This is a genomic window from Pseudomonas sp. Van50 (genome assembly GCF_055390755.1).
In genome coordinates this window covers 1,652,155-1,673,021 of record NZ_AP024343.1, presented here as the reverse complement: position 1 = coordinate 1,673,021, position 20,867 = coordinate 1,652,155, and the positions used below count along the sequence as shown (strand labels likewise).

General features: G+C 59.0%; 19 protein-coding genes, 1 tRNA gene and 2 pseudogenes. 9 read left to right on the top strand and 13 right to left on the bottom strand.

Translation table 11 applies throughout. The features are described 5' to 3' along the window. The first annotated feature begins 67 nt into the window (after positions 1-67). Positions 68-952, top strand: coding sequence for an alpha/beta fold hydrolase (locus tag ACZ5M5_RS07390; protein WP_103310310.1), 885 nt, complete (start codon positions 68-70; stop codon positions 950-952). Positions 953-1,111: 159 nt separating this feature from the next. Further along, a tRNA-Gly gene (locus tag ACZ5M5_RS07385) sits at positions 1,112-1,185 on the top strand. Positions 1,186-1,739: 554 nt separating this feature from the next. On the opposite strand, the gene ACZ5M5_RS07380 is transcribed toward ACZ5M5_RS07385, so the two are convergent. Together ACZ5M5_RS07380 and ACZ5M5_RS07375 are read right to left on the bottom strand one after the other, a co-directional pair. After that, a complete protein-coding gene (locus ACZ5M5_RS07380; RefSeq protein ID WP_025212339.1) occupies positions 1,740-1,934 on the bottom strand; it encodes a hypothetical protein in 195 nt (64 codons plus the stop codon). A gap of 473 nt (positions 1,935-2,407) precedes the next feature. Beyond that, positions 2,408-2,890, bottom strand: coding sequence for an Lrp/AsnC family transcriptional regulator (locus tag ACZ5M5_RS07375; protein ID WP_060743072.1), 483 nt, complete (start codon positions 2,888-2,890; stop codon positions 2,408-2,410). A 143-nt stretch (positions 2,891-3,033) separates the two neighbouring features. Between ACZ5M5_RS07375 and ACZ5M5_RS07370 the strand changes: the two genes are divergently transcribed. The 3 genes and pseudogenes from ACZ5M5_RS07370 to ACZ5M5_RS07360 all read left to right on the top strand — a co-directional run bounded on the left by ACZ5M5_RS07370 (position 3,034) and on the right by ACZ5M5_RS07360 (position 4,582). After that, positions 3,034-3,663 (top strand): LysE family translocator, encoded by a 630-nt coding sequence (locus tag ACZ5M5_RS07370; RefSeq protein WP_464738837.1) that lies wholly within the window; start codon positions 3,034-3,036, stop codon positions 3,661-3,663. 291 nt (positions 3,664-3,954) lie between these two features. After that, positions 3,955-4,131: pseudogene (locus tag ACZ5M5_RS07365) on the top strand (type II toxin-antitoxin system HicA family toxin); the annotation flags it as partial. A gap of 40 nt (positions 4,132-4,171) precedes the next feature. Further along, the gene (locus ACZ5M5_RS07360) at positions 4,172-4,582 is read left to right on the top strand and encodes a type II toxin-antitoxin system HicB family antitoxin (protein WP_464738836.1); all 411 of its coding nucleotides are present in this window, start codon (positions 4,172-4,174) and stop codon (positions 4,580-4,582) included. A 306-nt stretch (positions 4,583-4,888) separates the two neighbouring features. Here the strand turns inward: ACZ5M5_RS07360 and ACZ5M5_RS07355 are convergent, their stop codons facing one another. The 3 genes from ACZ5M5_RS07355 to ACZ5M5_RS07345 all read right to left on the bottom strand — a co-directional run bounded on the left by ACZ5M5_RS07355 (position 4,889) and on the right by ACZ5M5_RS07345 (position 9,275). Then, positions 4,889-6,919: a calcium-binding protein gene (locus ACZ5M5_RS07355; protein WP_464738835.1), complete on the bottom strand. Its 2,031-nt coding sequence runs from the start codon at positions 6,917-6,919 to the stop codon at positions 4,889-4,891. Positions 6,920-6,966: 47 nt separating this feature from the next. After that, positions 6,967-8,619 carry a beta strand repeat-containing protein gene (locus ACZ5M5_RS07350; RefSeq protein WP_464738834.1) on the bottom strand — a complete coding sequence of 551 codons (1,653 nt, stop codon included), beginning with the start codon at positions 8,617-8,619 and terminating at the stop codon, positions 6,967-6,969. A gap of 509 nt (positions 8,620-9,128) precedes the next feature. Continuing rightward, the gene (locus ACZ5M5_RS07345; RefSeq protein ID WP_170866878.1) at positions 9,129-9,275 is read right to left on the bottom strand and encodes a hypothetical protein; all 147 of its coding nucleotides are present in this window, start codon (positions 9,273-9,275) and stop codon (positions 9,129-9,131) included. A 176-nt stretch (positions 9,276-9,451) separates the two neighbouring features. Between ACZ5M5_RS07345 and ACZ5M5_RS07340 the strand changes: the two genes are divergently transcribed. Then, complete coding sequence (locus ACZ5M5_RS07340) at positions 9,452-9,856, top strand: low affinity iron permease family protein (RefSeq protein WP_060738790.1); 405 nt, start codon at positions 9,452-9,454, stop codon at positions 9,854-9,856. Positions 9,857-9,952: 96 nt separating this feature from the next. On the opposite strand, the gene ACZ5M5_RS07335 is transcribed toward ACZ5M5_RS07340, so the two are convergent. From ACZ5M5_RS07335 to ACZ5M5_RS07325, 3 genes and pseudogenes are all read right to left on the bottom strand, one after another. After that, on the bottom strand, positions 9,953-10,456 hold the full coding sequence (locus ACZ5M5_RS07335) for a DUF4142 domain-containing protein (protein WP_060738791.1): 504 nt from the start codon (positions 10,454-10,456) through the stop codon (positions 9,953-9,955). 328 nt (positions 10,457-10,784) lie between these two features. Next, on the bottom strand, positions 10,785-12,134 hold the full coding sequence (locus tag ACZ5M5_RS07330) for a sensor domain-containing protein (protein WP_060738792.1): 1,350 nt from the start codon (positions 12,132-12,134) through the stop codon (positions 10,785-10,787). A gap of 231 nt (positions 12,135-12,365) precedes the next feature. Next, a pseudogene (locus ACZ5M5_RS07325) lies at positions 12,366-12,449 on the bottom strand (glutathione transferase); the annotation flags it as partial. Positions 12,450-12,705: 256 nt separating this feature from the next. Here ACZ5M5_RS07325 and ACZ5M5_RS07320 point away from each other — a divergent pair. Together ACZ5M5_RS07320 and ACZ5M5_RS07315 are read left to right on the top strand one after the other, a co-directional pair. After that, positions 12,706-13,941, top strand: a complete 1,236-nt coding sequence (locus ACZ5M5_RS07320; RefSeq protein ID WP_103310321.1) for an aminotransferase class I/II-fold pyridoxal phosphate-dependent enzyme — start codon at positions 12,706-12,708, stop codon at positions 13,939-13,941. A gap of 13 nt (positions 13,942-13,954) precedes the next feature. Continuing rightward, positions 13,955-15,118, top strand: coding sequence for an MFS transporter (locus ACZ5M5_RS07315; protein ID WP_464738833.1), 1,164 nt, complete (start codon positions 13,955-13,957; stop codon positions 15,116-15,118). On the opposite strand, the gene yiaY is transcribed toward ACZ5M5_RS07315, so the two are convergent. Then, positions 15,115-16,263 (bottom strand): L-threonine dehydrogenase, encoded by a 1,149-nt coding sequence (gene yiaY, locus ACZ5M5_RS07310; protein WP_060738795.1) that lies wholly within the window; start codon positions 16,261-16,263, stop codon positions 15,115-15,117. The two genes, ACZ5M5_RS07315 and yiaY, sit on opposite strands and share 4 nt — an antisense overlap. A gap of 140 nt (positions 16,264-16,403) precedes the next feature. On the opposite strand from yiaY, the gene ACZ5M5_RS07305 reads away from it, so the two are divergent. Next, positions 16,404-17,423: a DUF4917 family protein gene (locus ACZ5M5_RS07305; protein WP_464738832.1), complete on the top strand. Its 1,020-nt coding sequence runs from the start codon at positions 16,404-16,406 to the stop codon at positions 17,421-17,423. Positions 17,424-17,592: 169 nt separating this feature from the next. Here the strand turns inward: ACZ5M5_RS07305 and ACZ5M5_RS07300 are convergent, their stop codons facing one another. The 4 genes from ACZ5M5_RS07300 to ACZ5M5_RS07285 all read right to left on the bottom strand — a co-directional run bounded on the left by ACZ5M5_RS07300 (position 17,593) and on the right by ACZ5M5_RS07285 (position 20,858). Beyond that, complete coding sequence (locus ACZ5M5_RS07300; RefSeq protein WP_464738831.1) at positions 17,593-17,937, bottom strand: YegP family protein; 345 nt, start codon at positions 17,935-17,937, stop codon at positions 17,593-17,595. Between the two features lie 71 nt (positions 17,938-18,008). Further along, on the bottom strand, positions 18,009-18,590 hold the full coding sequence (locus ACZ5M5_RS07295) for a DJ-1/PfpI family protein (RefSeq protein WP_464738830.1): 582 nt from the start codon (positions 18,588-18,590) through the stop codon (positions 18,009-18,011). A 218-nt stretch (positions 18,591-18,808) separates the two neighbouring features. Then, on the bottom strand, positions 18,809-20,029 hold the full coding sequence (locus ACZ5M5_RS07290; RefSeq protein ID WP_103310328.1) for a class I SAM-dependent methyltransferase: 1,221 nt from the start codon (positions 20,027-20,029) through the stop codon (positions 18,809-18,811). A gap of 211 nt (positions 20,030-20,240) precedes the next feature. After that, positions 20,241-20,858: a TPM domain-containing protein gene (locus ACZ5M5_RS07285; RefSeq protein ID WP_060738800.1), complete on the bottom strand. Its 618-nt coding sequence runs from the start codon at positions 20,856-20,858 to the stop codon at positions 20,241-20,243. Positions 20,859-20,867: the final 9 nt, after the last annotated feature.

Genomic DNA, 20,867 nt, shown 5'->3' with positions numbered 1-20,867 from the left:
TGCCTACCTGTCACATTGCCCGTGCAATCTCATTGCGCGCATACCCGCTTGCCAGGAGTCTTATGACATGAGGCCAGAAATCGCTGTGCTGGATATACAGGGTCAGTATCGGGTTTACACGGAGTTCTATCGCGCAGACGCCGCACAAAAGACCATCATCCTGGTCAACGGCTCAATGGCCACCACTGCGTCGTTTGCACAGACCGCCAAAAACCTCTACCCGCAATTCAATGTCGTGCTGTACGACCAACCCTACGCGGGCAAGTCCAAGGCTCACAATCGCCACGAGAAAATGCTGACGAAGGAGATCGAAGGGCAGATCCTCCTGGAGCTGATCGATCACTTCGCCGCCGAGCACGTGCTGTCGTTTTCCTGGGGCGGCGCCGCCACGCTGAGCGCCCTGGCCCATCGGCCAAGGCGCATCGAAAAAGCAGTGATCAGCTCGTTCTCACCGGTGCTCAACGCGCCGATGCGCGACTACCTGGAACGCGGCGTGGATTACCTGGGCAGCCTGGACGGCGACCGTGTCGGGCACTTGGTCAACAGCACCATCGGCAAGCACTTGCCGCCGTTGTTCAAGCGCTTCAACTATCGCCACGTCAGCAGCTTGGCCGAGCATGAGTACGGGCAGATGCACTTCCACATCACCGACGTGCTCCACAGCGACCAACAGTGCTACGTCAACGCGGCCAGGAAAATCAACGTGCCGGTACTGTTCCTGAACGGCGAATGGGACGAATACACCTCGGCCGTCGACGCCAGGCTGTTCGCCAACCACGTCGAGCACAGCACCTTCAGCACGCTGCAAGCCACCGGGCACTTCCTGGACATGGAACACAAAGCCGCCTGCCGCGACAGCCGCAACGCCTTGCTGGGTTTCCTCACACCGGAACACCACGAAAGCCGACCGCGCTATAGCTACGTGCAGGGCTACCATGCACTGGCTATCTGAAACCGAGTCCTGGCGAGCAAGCCCCTTCCCCCATCAGCACAGGGGCTTGCCCGCCAACGACCGCTCTGGTTTGAGCCTTGCGTAGACGAGTGACCTCGCCGCACGTAAAGAAAAACTTCAAATCCGTGGCCACATCTGGTACAAAGTCAGCCGCTCTGAGCGGGTGTCGTATAATGGCATTACTCCAGCTTCCCAAGCTGATAACGAGGGTTCGATTCCCTTCACCCGCTCCAATCGAATTCTGGTCCCGCGTCGTATGTTTTTTGACGGGGGATTAAAAAACCGGCCCATGGTGGCCGGTTTTTTATGGCTGATATTCGGGGAAGTGTGAGGTGATCTCCGAGCGTAGATAGATGGCTCCCCGTCTACGTCCAAAATAAATACGTCCCCATTTCCACACCCTCGATGTCATCGAGAAAGCCCCCTCTTGCAAGCCGAATACGCCTTGAGCCGGCTACCGCTCAGCATCGTCAAAAAAAGGTACTTCAGCTGATAGAGCATCAAACATGCTTAGCGACAAAAGCGACGACGACAAATACGGTCAGAGCGAACGCTGCACCGATGCTGAACGGCAACCACGTAACGCGAAATGTGGTCGGGGCCGGGCGCCTCATTTCTTCTGCCAAAGCCTCTACCTCTTGATGCAATTGCTCAATGCTTGCTTGATGACTTCGATGTGTGGACATGTCTTTTTTCTCCTCCGAGGTCGCGGGGCCCTGCTGGGTCAGTGAAACATATCTAGCAATCCTGAGCCGTGTGAGATTGACGCATTGTTGCGATCCAGCACTCAGATTTTAACCCAAACACTCGTAAAGGCGACTATGGCGGTCACTACCCCAGCCCCTACTGCGTATGGGTACCAGAAGGCTTCGTGCTTCAGCTTAGTTTCTTCGGCCGTAAGCTTGCGAGTCTCAGCCAACAACTTTCGGGTTTCGATCAATAGTTTATCGAGCTCTAAATTATCGCGGTCGTTCTGAAGCATTGATCATCCTTCCAGGGTTTAAGCCATCGCCCTAAGCGTCGCTTTCTACGCAGCCGGCAAAATCTGTCGGACGTCAATCGCAATGCCAATCGAATAGTCCGTCTACGGAGCACTATTTCCTATCCGCGCAGTTGTGGATAGCGGGCGGCTCCCCTGAATTTGTAGGCAAACTCAGAGAGTTGCGTACGCCCCGGGAGATTTGTAGGCAGAATCCGAAAACTGCGTAGGGGGTGCGCTTACCTTACTTTTCGGCGAGTTTTTGCCTTGTCGCCCTTGTCCTTCGATGGCTACGTCTCCAGACGTCGCTGCAAATCAGCGATCGGGCTTGGGAACACGTGAGTCATGCAACCGCGCTTCACGGGAGCTAGACAATGCGTACCTCGCAGCAAAGATTCCCACCTAACGACAAAACAAAAAGCCTCGGCGTTTTTCGCAACGGGGCTTTTTGTGTCTTGGCTGCCTACTTGTGTCGTTCATTGCTCAGCCCCCGGCAAATGCCCCAACGGCAACGCTCCCGGCGTCTTCACCGTATGAATCGCAAAATTGCTCCGGATGTCACTCACCCCCGGCAACTTCAGCAGCCGCCCGGTGAGGAACCGGTCGTAGGCTCGTAGATCCGGCACCACCACTTGCAACAGAAAATCCGATTCCCCTGAGACCAGGAACGCCGAGATCACCTCCGGCAATGCCGTGACCGCCTGGCGAAACGCTTCGGCTTGTTCGTCGTTGTGTCGTTCGACCTTCACGCCGACAAAGATCGTCAGCCCGAGGCCCACTTCGTCGCGGTCCAGGATGGCTTGGTAACCGCGAATGACACCGGCGTCTTCGAGCATTCGCACGCGGCGCAGGCAGGGTGACGGGGACAAGCCGATTTCTTCGGCCAGTTGCACATTGCTCAGGCGACCATCGCGCTGCAGAGCGGCGAGGATTTTGCGGTCGAAGGCATCCAGTTTCATGTATTGGCATTTCCCAATGGAATAACACGATTGCATAGCAGGTTATGCCAATTTCCTGAGCTTTAGAAGCTGACTTCGCAACCACCTGCCCAGCCCTTCGGCCATAGACTGGCACGACCGAATCGTCTATGAAGGGGTGTGGCATGGCAGAGCTCTGGTTGTTCCTGATGGCCTTGATGGTGGTGTATGTGCTGCCTGGGCCGGACATGATCCTGCTGCTGCAAACCGGTGCCCGTCAGGGCAAGGGCGCGGCGCTGGCGACGGCGGTGGGCCTGGGCGTCGCCCGGGGATGTCATGTCGCGCTGGCCGCATTGGGGCTTTCGGCATTATTCAAGACTGCGCCCTGGACCTTTGACGCGGTACGCCTGGCCGGGGCTGCCTACCTGTTATGGATCGGTTTTCAATGCCTGAGGACCACGTTGTTGCCGAGTTTTGAAGGAGCCGGTATCGAGGCCGGAAAGCGGCGTTGGTATCAGGCGATTCGGCGTGGGCTGCTGACCAATTTGCTCAACCCGAAGGCATTGCTGTTTTGCTCGGTGTTGTTGCCGCAGTTCATCGATCCACAGGGCGGACCGGTGCTGGAGCAGTTTGCGACCCTGGGCGTGGTGTTGGTCAGCGTGGGTTTGTTGTTTGATAGCGCCTACGCGTTGGTGGGTGTCGCGCTTGGGCGCTGGCTTCAACGCTCCCCTTCGGCCCAGCGCGTACAGCAGTGGTTGTTTGGGAGTCTTTTGATTGGGTTTGCGGTGCGGCTGACGTTTGTGCAGCAGGCCTAGTGCCTGTGGATAATCTGGTCGGACGGGATCTGGAGCGAAGCGAACTGGGCTGAAACTTGGGCTGCTACGCAGCCCAGCGGGAGCAAGCTCCCTCGCCACGGTCATATTTTTTACCCTTCCTCACATCCCGAAATATCCCCACTCACCTAGCCGCTCCCCTTGCCGGGCGCGGCTTCTACACTTCTGTCCAATCAGCTCACCTACCCACCAGTGTCGCTCCTGGTGGTTATAGTGTTGATCATTAAATTTCAGTAGGTATAGTACCCACCAAGCACACCACGCGGAGGTGTTGTGAATAGCCGATTCTTGATAAGCCAGATCATTGCAGACGGTTGGTATCTGGTGCGGGTTCGGGGCAGTCATCATCACTTCAAGCACCCGACCAAACCGGGGTTGGTCACGGTTCCTCATCCGAAGAAGGATCTGCTCAAGAAAACGGCCATCAGTATTTTGCAACAGGCGCTGCTTCAGACGGCCCATTGCGCGACGTTCCCGGAGGACGATGAATATGCTTTACCCGATTGCGATTTCCTTGGGCGATGACAAGCACGCCTGGGGTGTTGAAGTGCCTGATATTCCCGGTTGCTTCTCCGCAGGCGACGATCTGGACGACGCCATGGCGATGGCCCGCGAGGCCATTGAGGGGCACTTCGAGATTCTGGCCGAGGACGGTTCGGCAATTCCGCCAGCCAACACCGTCACCCTGCATGCGGCTAATCCCAAGTATGCCGGCTGCACTTGGGCGCTGGTGGACATTGATGTCACCAAGTACCTGGGCAAGGCCCAGAAGCTCAACATCACGTTGCCAGGCTATCTGCTGAATCGCATTGATGAGTATGTGTTGCACCACCCTGAAGAAAAAAGCCGGTCAGGGTTCCTCGCTTCTGCCGCTCTCAAGGTATTGCAGCAAGGGCGCTGAAGCCTTCGTGGGAGCGAGCTTGCCCGCTTGTGTCTTACCCCACGATTAGACCATCGCCTTTGGTATTGGGATCAGGAAGGTCATCTGGTTTCCTGCCGCAGCCTGTCTTCAAACGTGTGTCTTCACCGCTGTAGTCAATTCGGGCGACGTTTCTCTCCAGGGTGGAGGGTTGAACACTTTTGCCCGGCTCAAGCAATACCGGGCAAAAGCGACACATTCAAGACTCGTTATGAAAGCGTGTTTGCCATTGAATGCATTTTCCTACCGTGACCAGTATGAAACGGCAAGAAATGCCGACTCAGCTGTTTAGGCAAACAGATCATCGGCAAACCCCTTGATGCCCGACAGACTGACGAGTTGCATATCAGCTGTCTGGATCTGTTCGATAGTGTCGTAACCTGCATACCAATCCTTGAGGCGCACACCTTCTTGCGGTGTCTGTCCTGGAGTGAAACTTGATCGGTGCAGATAAAGGTCATCACCGATGCGATCAGTCAACAGTTCAGAGCTGCTGATGTATGACAAAACCAATTTGTCGCCGCTGCTGATACCGTCGTCCTGAATCGTCACTAACTTTGGAGTATCGACGGTGTAGATATCGTCACCCTCACCACCGTTAGCAAAACCGCCGGTCTGCAATATCAGTCTGTCATCCCCCTGACCTCCTGACAGTGAAAAGCCCACGCCTCTACCGGTCAGCAGGTCGTTGCCTTCTCCACCATCAGCCATGCCATGTATCACAGTAATCGTGTCATTTCCGGCCTCACCGTAGGCTTGAGTCCCCTCATCGCTGGCAGTCGTGACGATGGTGTCGTTACCGCCGCCGCCGTACAAGATGTCTGCCTGTGGCCCATTCGCCGAGCTATCGACTTTGAAAGGTTCTATCCACGAGGTCAGCCCACCATAGAGGAAATCATCGCCGTCCCCGCCGTCGATGACGTCATTGCCCAATCCACCCTCCAGATAATTAACACCCGTGTTTCCAACCAGGACATCGTTGAAATGACTGCCCAACACGTGTTCGATGTTAAGCAATACATCACCTTCGGCATCGCCACCTTGATTGGTTTGAGTCTGCAAGTTGATCGAGACGCCTGTTGTGCTTGTAATGTAAAAAGCACTGTCGAAACCTGCGCGACCATCGATTACATCTGCCCCGGCTCCACCAATGAAGATCTCCTTCAGACCAGAGCCTGATAGCGTATCGTTAAAATTGCTGCCTTGAAAAAACTCAATGTTGGCGTAGGTGTGGCCAGCAGCCGCCCCTGTGTCAGTACCGTTGGTCAGATCGATCGTCACCGCGCTGTCAGACTGTTCATAAGTGACTAGATCCACGCCACCCGCGCCATCCTGCATCATGGAGGAACTACCGCCATAGAAAACGTCGTTAAAATTCGATCCCCTGATCACTTCGATACCGGTATAGGTATCACCTGCCGCGGTCCCGGAATACACACCCGTCTTGAGGTTGAAGGTCATGGCTTCTTGGCTGTCGAGATAGCTCGCTATGTCATAGCCAACACCGCCGATCAACTGATCCGCTCCCGCGCCACCGTACAGTATGTCGTTGCCCGAACCGCCGGTAATGATGTTGTCGCTGTCGTTGCCGTAACCGGTGAATGCGCCAGTGCCGACGTAGGTCAGGCGCTCGACGTTTGCCGCCAGGACCGTGCCGCTGGCATTGATCACCGACACGCGGACTTCATCGTTGCCGCCACCGGCCTGTTCGATGATGTAGGGGGTCAGCCCCAGATTGATGTTGTAGATGTCGTCGCCTGCCCCCCCTTCCAGCCGTACCGTTGGGATTACGGTGTACGGGCCAGAGGAGAGCACGTCGTTGAAGGCAGAGCCTATGACGGTTTCGACATTCGCTAAAATGGTGCCTTCTGCATCTCCGCCCGTTCCTGCGGTTCCCGTCCCGGTACGGATATCGACGTTTACCCCGGCAGTCGAGCCCGAGTAGTCAACCGTGTCGATCCCGGCACCGCCGTCGAAATCCATACCGCTACCATCGCCAACGAAGGTGTCGTTGAAATTCGATCCTCTGATCGCCTCGATACCGGTGTAGGTATCGCCTACCGCGATCCCGGAATGCACGCCCGTCTTGAGGTTGATGGTCACAGCTTCTTTGCTATCGATATACCCCGCTACGTCGTAGCCAACTCCGCCGATGAGCTGATCCGCTCCCCCGCCGCCGTGCAGTATGTCGTTGCCCGAACCGCCGGTAATGATGTTGTCGCTGTCGTTGCCGTAACCGGTAAATGCGCCAGTGCCGACATAGGTCAGGCGCTCGACGTTTGCCGCCAGGACCGTGCCGTTGGCATTGATCACCGACACGCGGACTTCATCGTTGCCGCCACCGGCCTGTTCGATGATGTAGGGGGTCAGCCCCAGATTGATGTTGTAGATGTCGTCGCCAGCCCCCCTTCCAGCCGTACCGTTGGGATTACGGTGTACGGGCCAGCGGAGAGTACGTCGTTGAAGGCAGAGCCTATGACGGTTTCGACATTCGCTAAAATGGTGCCTTCTGCATCTCCGCCCGTTCCTGCGGTTCCCGTCCCGGTACGGATATCGACGTTTACCCCGGCAGTCGAGCCCGAGTAGTCAACCGTGTCGATCCCGGCACCGCCGTCGAAATCCATACCGCTACCATCGCCAACGAAGGTGTCGTTGAAATTCGATCCTCTGATCGCCTCGATACCGGTGTAGGTATCACCTGTCGCGATCCCGGAATGCACGCCCGTCTTGAGGTTGATGGTCACAGCTTCTTTGCTATCGATATACCCCGCTACGTCGTAGCCAACTCCGCCGATGAACTGATCCGCTCCCCCGCCACCGTACAGTATGTCGTTGCCCGAACCGCCGGTAATGATGTTGTCGCTGTCGTTGCCGTAACCGGTGAATGCGCCAGTGCCGACGTAGGTCAGGCGCTCGACGTTTGCCGCCAGGACCGTGCCGCTGGCATTGATCACCGACACGCGGACTTCATCGTTGCCGCCACCGGCCTGTTCGATGATGTAGGGGGTCAGCCCCAGATTGATGTTGTAGATGTCGTCGCCTGCCCCCCCTTCCAGCCGTACCGTTGGGATTACGGTGTACGGGCCAGAGGAGAGCACGTCGTTGAAGGCAGAGCCTATGACGGTTTCGACATTCGCTAAAATGGTGCCTTCTGCATCTCCGCCCGTTCCTGCGGTTCCTGTCCCGGTACGGATATCGACGTTTACCCCGGCAGTCGAGCCCGAGTAGTCAACCGTGTCGATCCCGGCACCGCCGTCGAAATCCATACCGCTACCATCGCCAACGAAGGTGTCGTTGAAATTCGATCCTCTGATCGCCTCGATACCGGTGTAGGTATCACCTGTCGCGATCCCGGAATGCACGCCCGTCTTGAGGTTGATGGTCACAGCTTCTTTGCTATCGATATACCCCGCTACGTCGTAGCCAACTCCGCCGATGAGCTGATCCGCTCCCCCGCCGCCGTGCAGTATGTCGTTGCCCGAACCGCCGGTAATGATGTTGTCGCTGTCGTTGCCGTAACCGGTAAATGCGCCAGTGCCGACATAGGTCAGGCGCTCGACGTTTGCCGCCAGGACCGTGCCGCTGGCATTGATCACCGACACGCGGACTTCATCGTTGCCGCCACCGGCCTGTTCGATGATGTAGGGGGTCAGCCCCAGATTGATGTTGTAGATGTCGTCGCCTGCCCCCCCTTCCAGCCGTACCGTTGGGATTACGGTGTACGGGCCAGAGGAGAGCACGTCGTTGAAGGCAGAGCCTATGACGGTTTCGATACCAATGAGCGTATCCCCCTCTGCGTCGCCACCCCGTCCAACAAGTCCAGTTCCCTGGCGCAAATCTATACTGATACCTTCAGTCGATGCCGAATAATCAACAGTATCTAAACCGGCACCGCCATCAATTTTGTCTGCGCCAGCAGTACCCTTGATGACGTCGTTGCCGCCCAGAGCGTTGATTTCATCATCCCCTGCGGTGCCAATTAGTGCATCTGCGCCAGCTGTTCCATTGATAACGGCCATTTTTTCTTCCCTGCTTAAGGATGGTAGAGGAGGTCTCGTAAAATCGGTGTTTGTTGACAAAACTGAAGCAAGAATCTCTGCGGTGCTTTTCGGCTGCGGCCAGTGAAGCTTGAGCGGAGATTTCGTCTGGAAAAATAGGCGATTAAGGTGTCATTTATTAAATTTCAGGCACGGCACAACCGCCCGATCTGAAAAAACGGGATCTGTTGATTTTTTTACGATTAATTGCGTGCTGGCGCAGCCCTTCCATGCTGAGCTCCATCCAAGGTCCTTCTCCCTATTGGGAAGTTAACTGGGCACTGAGCGTCCTTGCGTTGAGTGATAGCACGACAATATCTCGTTACACAAGAGTGTCCGGTACCTAGGGATAGCGTGCTGCTGACGTCCTAAGGGCGGTGAATGTATGTGGGAGCGAGCTTGCTCGCGATAGCGCCCTGTCAGCCAACATGGATGCTGCTGATCTGACGCCATCGCGAGCAAGCTCGCTCCCACAGGACTCAGCCAGAGGGCTATTTTTTCTCAGCCCCCGACTCTTGCATCTGCACCGAAGACTTGGTGCCGTCGGTGTTGTCCTTGGTCTCGTTATCCGAGTTGTCGAAACAGCCTTGCAGGGCGAACAAGCAGCAGGCAAGGCAAAAAGTGCGGGCGAGATTCATGTTGTACTCCGATGCCGAGGGCTTTGAGCAGTGACCTGCGAGAGCGGCAATGGTTGCGACGGTCATCGTGCCGGACGATGAACGTCGACGGATGCTGGCGACTGAAATGTAAGTAGAATTTTCACCGCCTCGTTGCTGTCACACCAGACAGGTGCATCCAATAAGGAAACACGGCAATGGCGTTCGCAAAAATCGCTCAAAAACTGGCCCTCTGGGCGGGGAGCCCCAAGACATTCCTGGGGGCCATCGTGTTGTTGGCACTGTGGGCAGCCAGCGGACCTTTCTTCGGTTTCAACGACACCTGGCAATTGATCATCAACACCTCGACCACCATCATCACCTTCCTCATGGTGTTCCTGATCCAGAATACGCAGAACCGCGATACGGACATCCTGCATCTCAAGGTCGACGAATTATTGCGGGCGACCAAGGATGCGCAGAACGCAATGCTCGGCCTCGAGTCGCTGGACCTCAAGCAACTGGAAGCGCTGAGAAAGCACTACCAGGACATGGGCAAAGACGAGGCCAAGAGCCTTGACGGCTTGGAACAAAAAAACAAGATCGACCTGAACCAGTGCTGATGCCTGTGCACGCGTGCTGTCAGACCTTTTTTCGGCGGGCAAAATCAACCGGGACGCTGGCGCCCCGGTCCTGAATGTAAAAGCAGATCCGGCAGATCAACGGCTGGCCTGCAGCGCCCTGGCCATTTCGAGATGGGTCTGCAACTTGGGCAGGGTTTCGTCGGCGAAGGCCTTGATCTCTGGTACTTCGGTGGTCTGGGCCTGCTGCTGGATTTGCGCGATGGCCTCCTCGGTAGCCTTGACCTGGCTGGCGGCATACGCGGCTTCGAACGACTCGCCTTCCGTGACCTGTGGCATCAACGCCTTGGCCTTGTCGGCCACTTCCTCCCGGGGGGCGACAGGCAAGTCGAGCTTCTTGGCGATCTTCGCCAGATGTTGATTGGCGGTGGTGCGGTCGTTGATCACCATAATGGTGTAGTCCTTGACCTCCCTGGATTCGGCTTTTGCGTGGGCCATGCGACTTGTCTCGATGTCGGCCATGCCCTTGGCAGAAGCATCGTCGATGAATTCGGCAGGCGATTGGGCCCAGGCACTGTTGGCACCCAGGCCCATCAGCACGACGAGACTGGTGGTGCGAAAAAAGCTGGCCATACGGCTCATGGTCGCGCCCTCCTCTAATAAAAGTTCTGGTGGGTTATCCACCGTTGAATCAGAACCAGCCATGAATATTCAGCGAGACGTCCGACCCGGCTTTCGACGGGATTCTATCGACGGTCGTGATGGTGGTTCTCCCACCTTTGCGACCTGCTTCAGACACCTTCGTTCGATCATGAGCAATGTTTGTCGGATAAACATTGCTTGAACCAGGCATGGTTCAGCCCTCCTTATTCGTTAATGCCGGGCACGCAGGCCCCGTCTTGTATTCGAATGGGATACGCGCTGAAGGTTTGAGAAAGGTGCTGGCGCCACGACGAACGGTGACGCACGATCAAATACCAAACGCCCGGTGATTGTGGCGTTTGGCGGCGTACATCGCCTCGTCGGCGTGGCGGAACAGCGCGATATCTTCAGTGCCATGGTCGGGGAAACAGGCCACGCCGATGCTCGGCTCGATGCTCAGGCAGTGCCCGTCCAGGCGCAGCGGCTGGGCCAGTGCATGGTGGATTTTTTCCTGCACGCTGTGGGCATCCTCCAAGGCCTGGATGCTGTGCAGCAGGACCACGAACTCGTCTCCGCCGATGCGCGCCACGGTGTCGGTGTCGCGGATACAGCCCTTGATACGATTGGCCACCGCCTGTAACAGCATGTCGCCCACTCCGTGGCCATAGGTGTCGTTGACCTGTTTGAAACGGTCCAGGTCGATATACAGCAAAGCCATGCGCCCGGATGCAGCGCGGGCGGTCGCCAGTGCGCACTTGAAACGTTCACGGAGCAATTCGCGGTTGGGCACCTGGGTCAACTGATCGTACTGAGCCATGTGCTGCAACCGGGCGTGCAACTGCTTGCGCTCGATGGCAATGGTGATCTGTGCGCAGACGTATTGCAGCAGTTCCTTGTCCTGTTCGGTGTAGCGCTCGTTGTCCGGCGCACTCTTGACGATCAATGCGCCAATCGTGCCGTTCTGCGAATTCAGCGGCACGCCCAGCCAACACGGTGCGTCCGGCTGCGCCACCAGGTCGTCGAACCCCGCTGGCAACGAGTTGCCACCGGGCGTCAGCAGGATCGGCTGGCCGCTGCGAATCACCTCGGCGCACAAACGCCCGGTGACCGTGCCCGGCAACTCAGGCTGACCTTCCCGATCATCGACGTGATAGGGGAAGTTCAGCTGCGAACATTGTTCGTCATACAGCGCCACCGAGAAATTCAGCGCCGGCAGCCACTCACCGATAATCAGGTGGACGCGCTTGAACAGCGCCAGCAAGTCAGCCGCGGCATGGGCCGCCTCGGAAATCGCATACAACGCCGCCTGGCGGGACTCGGCCTGCTTGCGTTCAGTGATGTCCCGGGCCACGGCGATGCGCAGTTGGTCCACCGGCGACCAGCGCGCCGACCACAGGATGTGTACCACCCGCCCGTCCTTGCGCAGGTAGCGATTCTCGAAATTGAGCTTGGGCTCGCCCTCCATGATCTCCCGCGCCGCCTCGAGGGTCCGCTGGCGATCGGCAGGGTGCACCAGATCGATCATCGGCTGGCCGATCAGCTCCTGCGGGGTGTAGCCGAAAATGCGCTCGCAGGCGGCACTGACAAACACGAAACGCCCTTGACCGTCGACGGCACACACGGCGTCCAGCAGAAGGTCGATGTAGCTGGCCAGCGGCGCGGAACTTGAAGTGTCCATGGGGCTGGAGGTCATCCGGATAATGCAACGGTGAGCGAAGCGGGCAATGGTCAGTTCGTGACGCCGTACAGCGAGCGAGACCGACGCGCCCAATACCGATGAGGATAGCGCAGGCGATCACACTTAAGGGGATGAAACGCCTGGCAGGCGCTGCCACTCGACTCGACCCAGCCCATCACGGCTCCGTAAAAAACACCATGCCGGCATACGGTGCCTGTCGACAGGTCTTCAGCCGCGACGCCAGGTCGCCATAAAAACCACACTGCGATCCAGATCGGTGACCGCAAGGGTCAGATGATCGAGGCCTGAGAGCATCAGCAAGCAACCTTCAGAAAAGCGTGATAACCCAGCGGGCCTGGGGCAAATCCGTGGTGTTCCCAAGCTCCGACAGTGCCGATGGATTCCCCGGCCAGGGTCCTAGGCAAAGTCCTACGTGGAAATCCCCAGTGACACTCAAACATGCCGGAAACAGCCGATTCAAAGCCCTGCACAACAATCTGTAAAGTCTGGAAACACACCACTCTCGCAACACCCACGGACAGCACCATCAACCAAGGAATGTAATCGCGCCATGGACCAGACTGCTCAACCACCTCATTACTTCACCAACTACCGCAAGCTCATTTCCCTCGCTGACCAGGATTGGCAGGGCACCGAGGCCGGAAAAATCTCAGGGCTGAATGTCGAGGTCAAGACACCCAACGTGCTGGTCGACCAATACGGTCGGACCTTTCATCACTTCTGTACCACGTCCTACCTGGGCCTGGACTATCACCCCGCGCTGCTGGACGGGGCCATGACCGCCCTGTGGGAAACCGGGACCCTGCGGGTCGCCAACTCAAGGAATCGCTGCAAGCTGGCGATCCTGGACCAGTACGAAAGCCAACTGTCGGAGCTGTTCGGCGCCAGTTGCCTCAGTGCCCTGTCTTGCAGTGCGGCAAGCGCCGGGATCCTGCCGTTGCTGGCCAGCGGCGCATTCACCGACCATCGCGCGCCCGTCATGGTGTTCGACAAACAGGCCCATTATTCGATGAACCACAGCAAGGCTGCCTGCGCCGATGAAACCCAGGTCATCACCTGCCCGCACAACGACATGGATTTCATCGAAGACGTGTGCAAACGCCAGCGCGATGTGGCGTATGTGGCCGACGGCGCCTACAGCATGGGCGGGATGGCGGACCTGGACAGCCTGATGTATCTCAAGCAGCGCTATGGCTTGTTTCTTTACCTGGACGACTCCCACGCCCTGTCTGCCGTCGGGGAATCCGGCGCCGGCCTGGTCCGTTCGCGCATCCCGGCAGTGGACGAGCGCACCCTGATCGTCGCCTCGCTGGCCAAGTCATTCGGTGCCAGCGGCGGGCTGGTCATGTTTGGCTGTGAACGGTACAAGGCGCTGGTGCAGCGCTACGGTGGGCCGAGCAATTGGTCCCAGAGCCTGAACGCGGCGGCCATCGGTGCCGGCATGGCGTCGATCCGCCTGCACCGCAGCCGCGAATTCAGTGCCTTGCAGGAGCGTTTGCAGGCTAATATCCGCCTCTTCGACAGCCTCGTGCGGACCGGACAGCGCGGCACCCCCATGGCGATCCGTATGGTGCCTTGCGGTGAAGCGGCCCTGGCCAACAGCCTGGCGGTCGAACTGGCCGAACGGGGGTATTTCACCTCGGCGGTATTTTTTCCCGTGGTGCCGCAAGGCAAGGCTGCCATCCGCATTACCCTGCGCGCCGACATGGAGCCGGACGTGATTCGCTCGTTTTGTGAAACGATCACCGAACTGCTGCTGACCCACGGGCGTGACCTCCGCCCTTGAGACAGGACGCTCGATGAAGAACCGTACAACCCTGATCCTTACCTGCACCACCGTTTTCCTGGCACAACTGGGCATGAGCATCTACTTGCCGGCCCTGCCCGCTATCGCCCGGGACCTGGGTGCCGATGCGTCCCAGGTTTCCTGGGGCCTGTCGGTGTACCTGATCGGCATGGCGCTGCCCATGTTGCTGTGGGGCAGCCTGAGCCAGCGCTTGGGGCGCAAACCGGTCTTGCTGGCGGCACTGGGGTTGTATGGCCTGGGCAACCTGGCCCTGCCGCTGGGCACAAGCGTGGAGGCGTTCCTGGCGCTCAGGTTGATTCAGGGCATTGGTGCCAGCGGTATTTCGGTGATGGCGCGGGTCTTGATTCGCGACAGTTTCAGCGGCGACCTGCTGGCCAAGGCCCTGTCCTGGATATCGATCGCCTTTGTGATTGCCCTCGGTATCGGCCAGTACCTGGGCTCGCTGATCCAGGCCGCTTTCGGCTGGGAGGCGATTTTCCAGGGTTTGGGTGCCATCAGCCTGGCCATGGCAGCGGCGGTGTCCCGGGCCAGGTTCCCGATGTTGGTGCACGCCAGCAATGGGCAATCGGCGTGGGGGATCTATGGGCAGATAGTCCGGCAACGCGCGTTCCTGCTGCCGGCCTTGGCCGGTGGGCTGGGGTACGGCGTAATCGTCGCCTTCAATACCGCCGCGCCGCTGATCCTGCAGGAAAGCTTCCACTGGTCGGCCATCGAATACGGCCTGCTGGGCTGGCCGATCAGTGCGGCGTACCTGTTCGGGGCGCTGGCGGTGAACGCGTTTGTGCTGCGCACCGGTCAACGGCGAATGATGGGCTGGGGCATCGTACTGGTGCTGGGCGGCAGCATGACCATGCTGGCAGGCAGCCTCACCCTGAGCAGCATCGCGCTGCTCTTCTGGCTGCCGTATTGCTTCGCGGTGTTTGGTCAATCGTTGATCTACCCCATCAGCCTGTCCCTGGCCAACGAAGGCTCACCGGTGGCCGGCGCTTATGCCATGGCGTTGAGCGGATTCCTGCATCAACTGATGGCTTCGGTGATCGGCGCCATGGCCAGCCTGTTGTTGAGCCAACAGGCCTGGCCATTGGCGGCGTTGTGCGCGCTGCTGGGGGCGGCGGCGATGCTCTGTGTGAGGTTCGTACCGCCCCGGGTCGCTTAGAACGCGCTGCGGAAAATCTCTTCGATCTGCCGCTGGTCCGCCGCCCGTGGGTTGGTCAGGCCGCACGCGTCTTTCAAGGCGTTGGCGGCCAGCAACGGCACGTCGTTGAGGCGCACGCCCAAGTCACGCAAACCGGCCGGAATGTCCACGTCATGGGCCAGGCTGCGGATCGTCGCAATAGCTTCCCGGGCCCCCTCTTCCGGGCTGAAGCCACGTGTATCGGCGCCCATGGCATGGGCCACGTCGCTCAGGCGAGCGGCGCACACCGAGGCGTTGAAGCTCTGTACATGGGGCAACAACACCGCGTTGCACACGCCATGAGGCAAGTCGTAAAAACCACCCAGTTGATGGGCCATGGCGTGCACGAACCCCAACGACGCATTGTTGAACGCCATCCCCGCGAGAAACTGCGCGTAGGCCATGTTTTCCCGCGCCACCAGATCGTTGCCGTCGCGCACGGCCAGGCGCAGGTTGTCGCTGATCAGGGTCATGGCCTTCAGGGCGCAGGCATCGGTAATCGGATTGGCTGCGGTGGACACATAAGCCTCGATCGCGTGGGTCAGCGCATCCATGCCGGTGGCAGCCGTCAGGCCCTTGGGCATCGCCACCATCAGCGCCGGGTCGTTCACCGACATCAGCGGGGTCACGTTGCGATCGACAATGGCCATTTTCACGTGGCGTGTCTCGTCAGTGATGATGCAAAAGCGGGTCATTTCGCTGGCGGTGCCGGCCGTGGTGTTGATGGCGATCAGCGGCAATTGCGGCTTGCTCGAACGGTCGACGCCTTCATAGTCACTGATCTGCCCGCCGTTGGTGGCACACAACGCGATGCCCTTGGCGCAATCGTGGGGGGAACCGCCGCCCAGGGACACCACGAAATCGCACCGGTTCTCCATCAACAAACCCAGGCCGAGCTCGACATTGGCAATGCTCGGGTTGGGCTTGGCACCGTCGAAAATCACCGAATCGATGTCCTGCAGCGCCAGCAGTTCGGCCACCTTGCTGGCGACACCGGCCTTGGCCAGCCCCACGTCGGTGACGATCAGCGCCTTGCGAAAGCCGTAGTTGCGGATGGCGGTCATCGCTTCATCCAGGCAACCCAGCCCCATGATGTTCACGGCGGGAATGAAAAAAGTACTGCTCATGGGGTCACACTCCTGGTAGAGGCCGGATCGGCGGGACCTACAGAATGACCCAGTAGTCACGACGTATCTTGATCTGGCTCAAGACTGGGGCGTGATAAAGTCGCGGCCTGCCTTTGCCACGTTTTGAGATGATCCTTGCGATGACCGATTTCCAGGAATACGACACCCGGCTCGAAGACTGGGAGGCCGTGCGCGCCGATACCGCCTTCAGCGGCCTGCTGGTGGGCAATGGGGCCAGCCGCGCGGTGTGGGACGATTTCGGCTATGACTCGCTGTTCGAAAACGCCCGCACCGTCGAGGAGAAACCCTTGAGCCCGTCGGAACTGAGCGTGTTCGACGCGATGCAGACGCGCAGTTTCGAACAGGTGCTCGGGGCGCTGAAAACCACCAGTCGGGTCAACAAGGCCCTGGCCGTCAGTTCCGCCGCCCCGCGTAACCGCTATTACGCGATCAAGGAAGCGCTGATCAACACCGTGCACGCGGTGCACATCCCGTGGCGGCTGGTGCAACCGTCGACCCTGGCAACGCTCAACCAGGAGCTGAGCCGCTACCGCACGGTGTTCACCACCAACTACGACCTGCTCAACTACTGGGCGATCCAGCATGGGGCCAAGACCATCAGCGACCTGTTCTGCGGCGATGATCACAGTTTCGACCTGAGCCAGGTGACCACGGACAAACCGCGCTTGCTGTACCTGCACGGTGGCCTGCACCTGGTGCGCAACCAGGACGGCACGGCGCGCAAGCTCACGTCCACCGAAGGCACCTTGCTGGGCAGTTTCGCCATCAACAACACGATCAAGACCCTCGACGACGTGCCACTGTTCGTCAATGAAGGCCCCAGCGCGGACAAGCTCAAGACCATCCGCAGCAGCGATTACCTGTCGTTCTGCTACGACCAGTTGCTGCGCCATGGCGACAACCTGTGCCTGTTCGGCCATGCCCTGGGCGAGCAGGACCGGCACATTGTCCATGCCCTGCGCCTGGCCGCACCGAAAACCGTGGCGATTTCGATCTACCCGCGCAGCCAGGCGTTCATCCAGCACCAGAAACGGCATTACGCCAAGGTGTTCCAGGGGCTGGAGGTGCAATTGCGCTTCTTCGATGCCAAGAGCCATCCACTGGGCGATCCGAAGCTGTCGGTGCCGGTGGAGGTTTAAAGGCAGGGTAAAAAACGTGTAGCGAGGGGATCTATTTGTGGGAGCAAAGCTTGCTCGTGATGAACAATGGCTCGCTTAGCCTGCACAACCGCAGCGCCTGGATCGCGAGCAAGCGTTGCTCCCACACATGATTCCCCTCCACAGGCCAGGCGCCCTTATTGCTGTCCCGTCAGAGCGCAGCCACGGTCTTGTCCTTGATGACCGTCGTCGGTCCGTTAGCCTTGACGCTGGCGATGCCTTTGTCCCGGGCGGCGTCCGATGAATACGCCTCACTGCTGCCAATCACTTCATGGTTACCGGCCTTGAGGTTGAAGTACGGATGGCCGTCCTTGGTGTTCTTGAGTTCATAGCGCTCGGCCAACGGGCTGTTTTTCTGCACCGCAGCAATGCCGCCGTCGACGCCGCTGCGGGTGGTGTACAGCTCGCTGGTCAAGATGATCTCGGCGTTGGCCGCCTTGAGTACAAACCGAAACTGGCCACTGCTGCTTTTGCTGATTTCGTACCATCCGGACATGATTGTTCTCCAGGCAATGAGGGCATGTCCCGAGAGTAAAGACCCGCTGCGCTTGCCTTGCCAGTGCGTTACTACAAAGTGATAGCCGTGCCCAGCAGGGTCAGGAACCCCGCCAGCCAGCTTGGGTGCGCAGGCCAGGCCGGTGCAGTCGCCAAGTTGCCTTGAACATGGCCTTGGGTCACGGGAATGTCGATGTAGGTCCCGCCCGCCAGGCGTACTTCCGGGGCACACGCCGGGTAGGCGCTGCATTCGCGCCCCTCCAGGATGCCCGCCGCGGCCAGCAATTGTGCACCGTGGCACACCGCGGCAATCGGCTTGCCCGCCAGGTCGAAATCGCGCACCAGTTGCAGGACCGCTTCGTCCAGGCGCAGGTATTCCGGCGCGCGCCCGCCCGGCACCAGCAGGGCGTCATAGTCAACGGTCTGGACACTGGCAAAATCATGATTGAGGGCAAACAAGTGCCCCGGCTTTTCGCTGTAGGTCTGGTCGCCTTCGAAATCGTGGATCGCCGTGCGCACCGTCTGCCCGGCCTTTTTGCCCGGGCACACGGCGTGTACGGTGTGACCAATCATCTGCAAGGCCTGGAATGGCACCATGACTTCATAATCTTCGACGTAATCGCCGACCAGCATCAGGATTTTCTTGGCGGCCATTGGTTGGGCTCCTTTGGAAATGCGTGAGGGGTGAACGCATTAAAGGTAGTCCGGTAAGTCGGCGGATGAGCGATAACCCGTCATTACCTGACGGACTGCACAAAAATGAAGTGGCAGGACAGTCTGTGGGAGCGAGCTTGCTCGCGATTCAGGCGATGGGGTCTTCAGGCACACCGCGTCATCGTTCCATCGCGAGCAAGCTCGCTCCCACTGGGGCCTCAGTGCTCGAGATAACCATCCGCCCGCAGCAGCGTTTCCAGGCAATGCTCGGTGATGTGGTAGAAGGCCTTGAGTGCTTCGATCTTTGCCAGCAGCTCGGTGGGATCCACAGGTTCGGCGCGTTTGACGGCCAGGATCATCTTGTTCTTGTTGGTGTGGTCCAGGGAGATGAACTCGAAGACCTTGGTCTCGTAGCCGCAGGCTTCCAGGAACAGCGCCCGTAAACTGTCGGTGACCATTTCCGCCTGCTGGCCCAGGTGCAGACCGTATTGCAGCATCGGCTTGAGCAAGGCCGGGCTCTGGATCTGCAGGCGGATCTGCTTGTGGCAGCACGGCGAGCACATGATGATCGAGGCACCCGAGCGAATGCCCATGTGGATCGCGTAGTCGGTGGCGATGTCGCAGGCATGCAAGGCAATCATCACATCCACCGCGCTCGGCGCCACGCTGCGCACGTCACCGTGCTGGAAACTCAGGCCCGGGTGCTCCAGCCGCGCGGCGGCTTCGTTGCACAGCTTGACCATGTCTTCACGCAGCTCGACACCGGTCACCACGCCTTCGGCCTGCAAGGTGTTGCGCAGGTAATCGTGGATGGCGAAGGTCAGGTAGCCCTTGCCCGAACCGAAATCCGAGACCCGCACCGGTTGGTCCAGGGCCAGTGGCGAAGATGTCAGCGCGTGGCTGAAGACCTCGATGAACTTGTTGATCTGCTTCCACTTGCGCGACATCGCCGGAATCAGCTCGTGCTTGTGGTTGGTCACGCCCAGGTCGGCCAAAAACGGCCGGTTCAGGTCGAGGAAGCGGTTCTTCTCGCGGTTGTGCTCGGCAGACGGCACTTCTCGCAGTTGCTGGGGCTTGCTCTTGAACAGCGAGCTTTTGCCCTTTTTGCTGTACTCCAACTGCGCCTCGTCAGTGACCGCCAGCAAATGCGCGTTCTTGAACGACGCTGGCAACAGCGCGGCGATAGTGTCCACGCCTTCGGCCAGGGGGAGATTCTTGGTGATGTCGCGAGTCTTGTAGCGGTAGACGAAGGACAGGCACGGCTGGTCCTTGACCGTCAGCTGCTTGATGATCAGCCGCTGGAGGTCCACCTCATCCCCGACGTACTTGGCCAGCACCAGTTTGATGAAAGCGTTTTGTTCAAGGCTGGTGTGCAGCAGTTCGATGAACTGGGCGTGGTGATCCGGCGCGGGACGGGCTGGAGTTGCGGTGGCGGACATGGACAAGCGGCCTCGGGGCGGGCGGATCGGGAATGCCGGTATTTTAGGGGGATGGGCAGCGAGGGCACGGAAAAGTTGGTGTGGCGAGCAGTAGCCTCTGTGGGAGCAAGGCTTGCCCGCGATGAATACGCCGCGATTCGGCAGGCAAAACCGAGTCATCGTTCATCGCGAGCAAGCTTTGCTCCCACAGGCTTGTGCCGACAGGAAACTTTCAGCCCAGCACCACCAACCGATTCGGCAGCTCATTGCGCTCATGAGTCACCGGCACATGTTCCTTGAGCAATTCGCCGCAGGCTTGGATACACGTCACGAACCCCTGCAAGGTCTGCCCCTGGCGCACCTGCTGGGTGAACGTTGCGACGATGGCGTCCCAGCATGTGTTGTCCAGGTGTCTGGAAATGCCTTCATCGACGAGGATTTCCACATACCGCTCGGCCTCGCAGACAAAGATCAGCACGCCCGTGCTGCCCACGGTGTGGTGCAGGTTTTGCTCGAGAAATTGCCGGCGTGCCAGGTTGGAGGCCCGCCAGTGACGCACGGAACGGGGGATCAGGTGAGTGGTGATCCTTGGGATGCGAAACACCAGGCACAACACGATGAAACTGACCCACTGCACCAGCAACAGGCTGTGCAGGGCCAACCAACCGGTGAGGTAATGGACCGCGCCGGGCACCACCAGCGCCAGCAGGCTCGCCCATAGCAGCGGGATGTAAGCGTAGTCGTCGGCGCGGGCGGCCAGCACCGTGACCAGTTCGGCGTCGGTATGCTGCTCGACCCGAGCGATGGCCTCGGCGACCTTGCGTTGTTCGTGTTCAGTCAGTAATGCCATGGTTAAAAG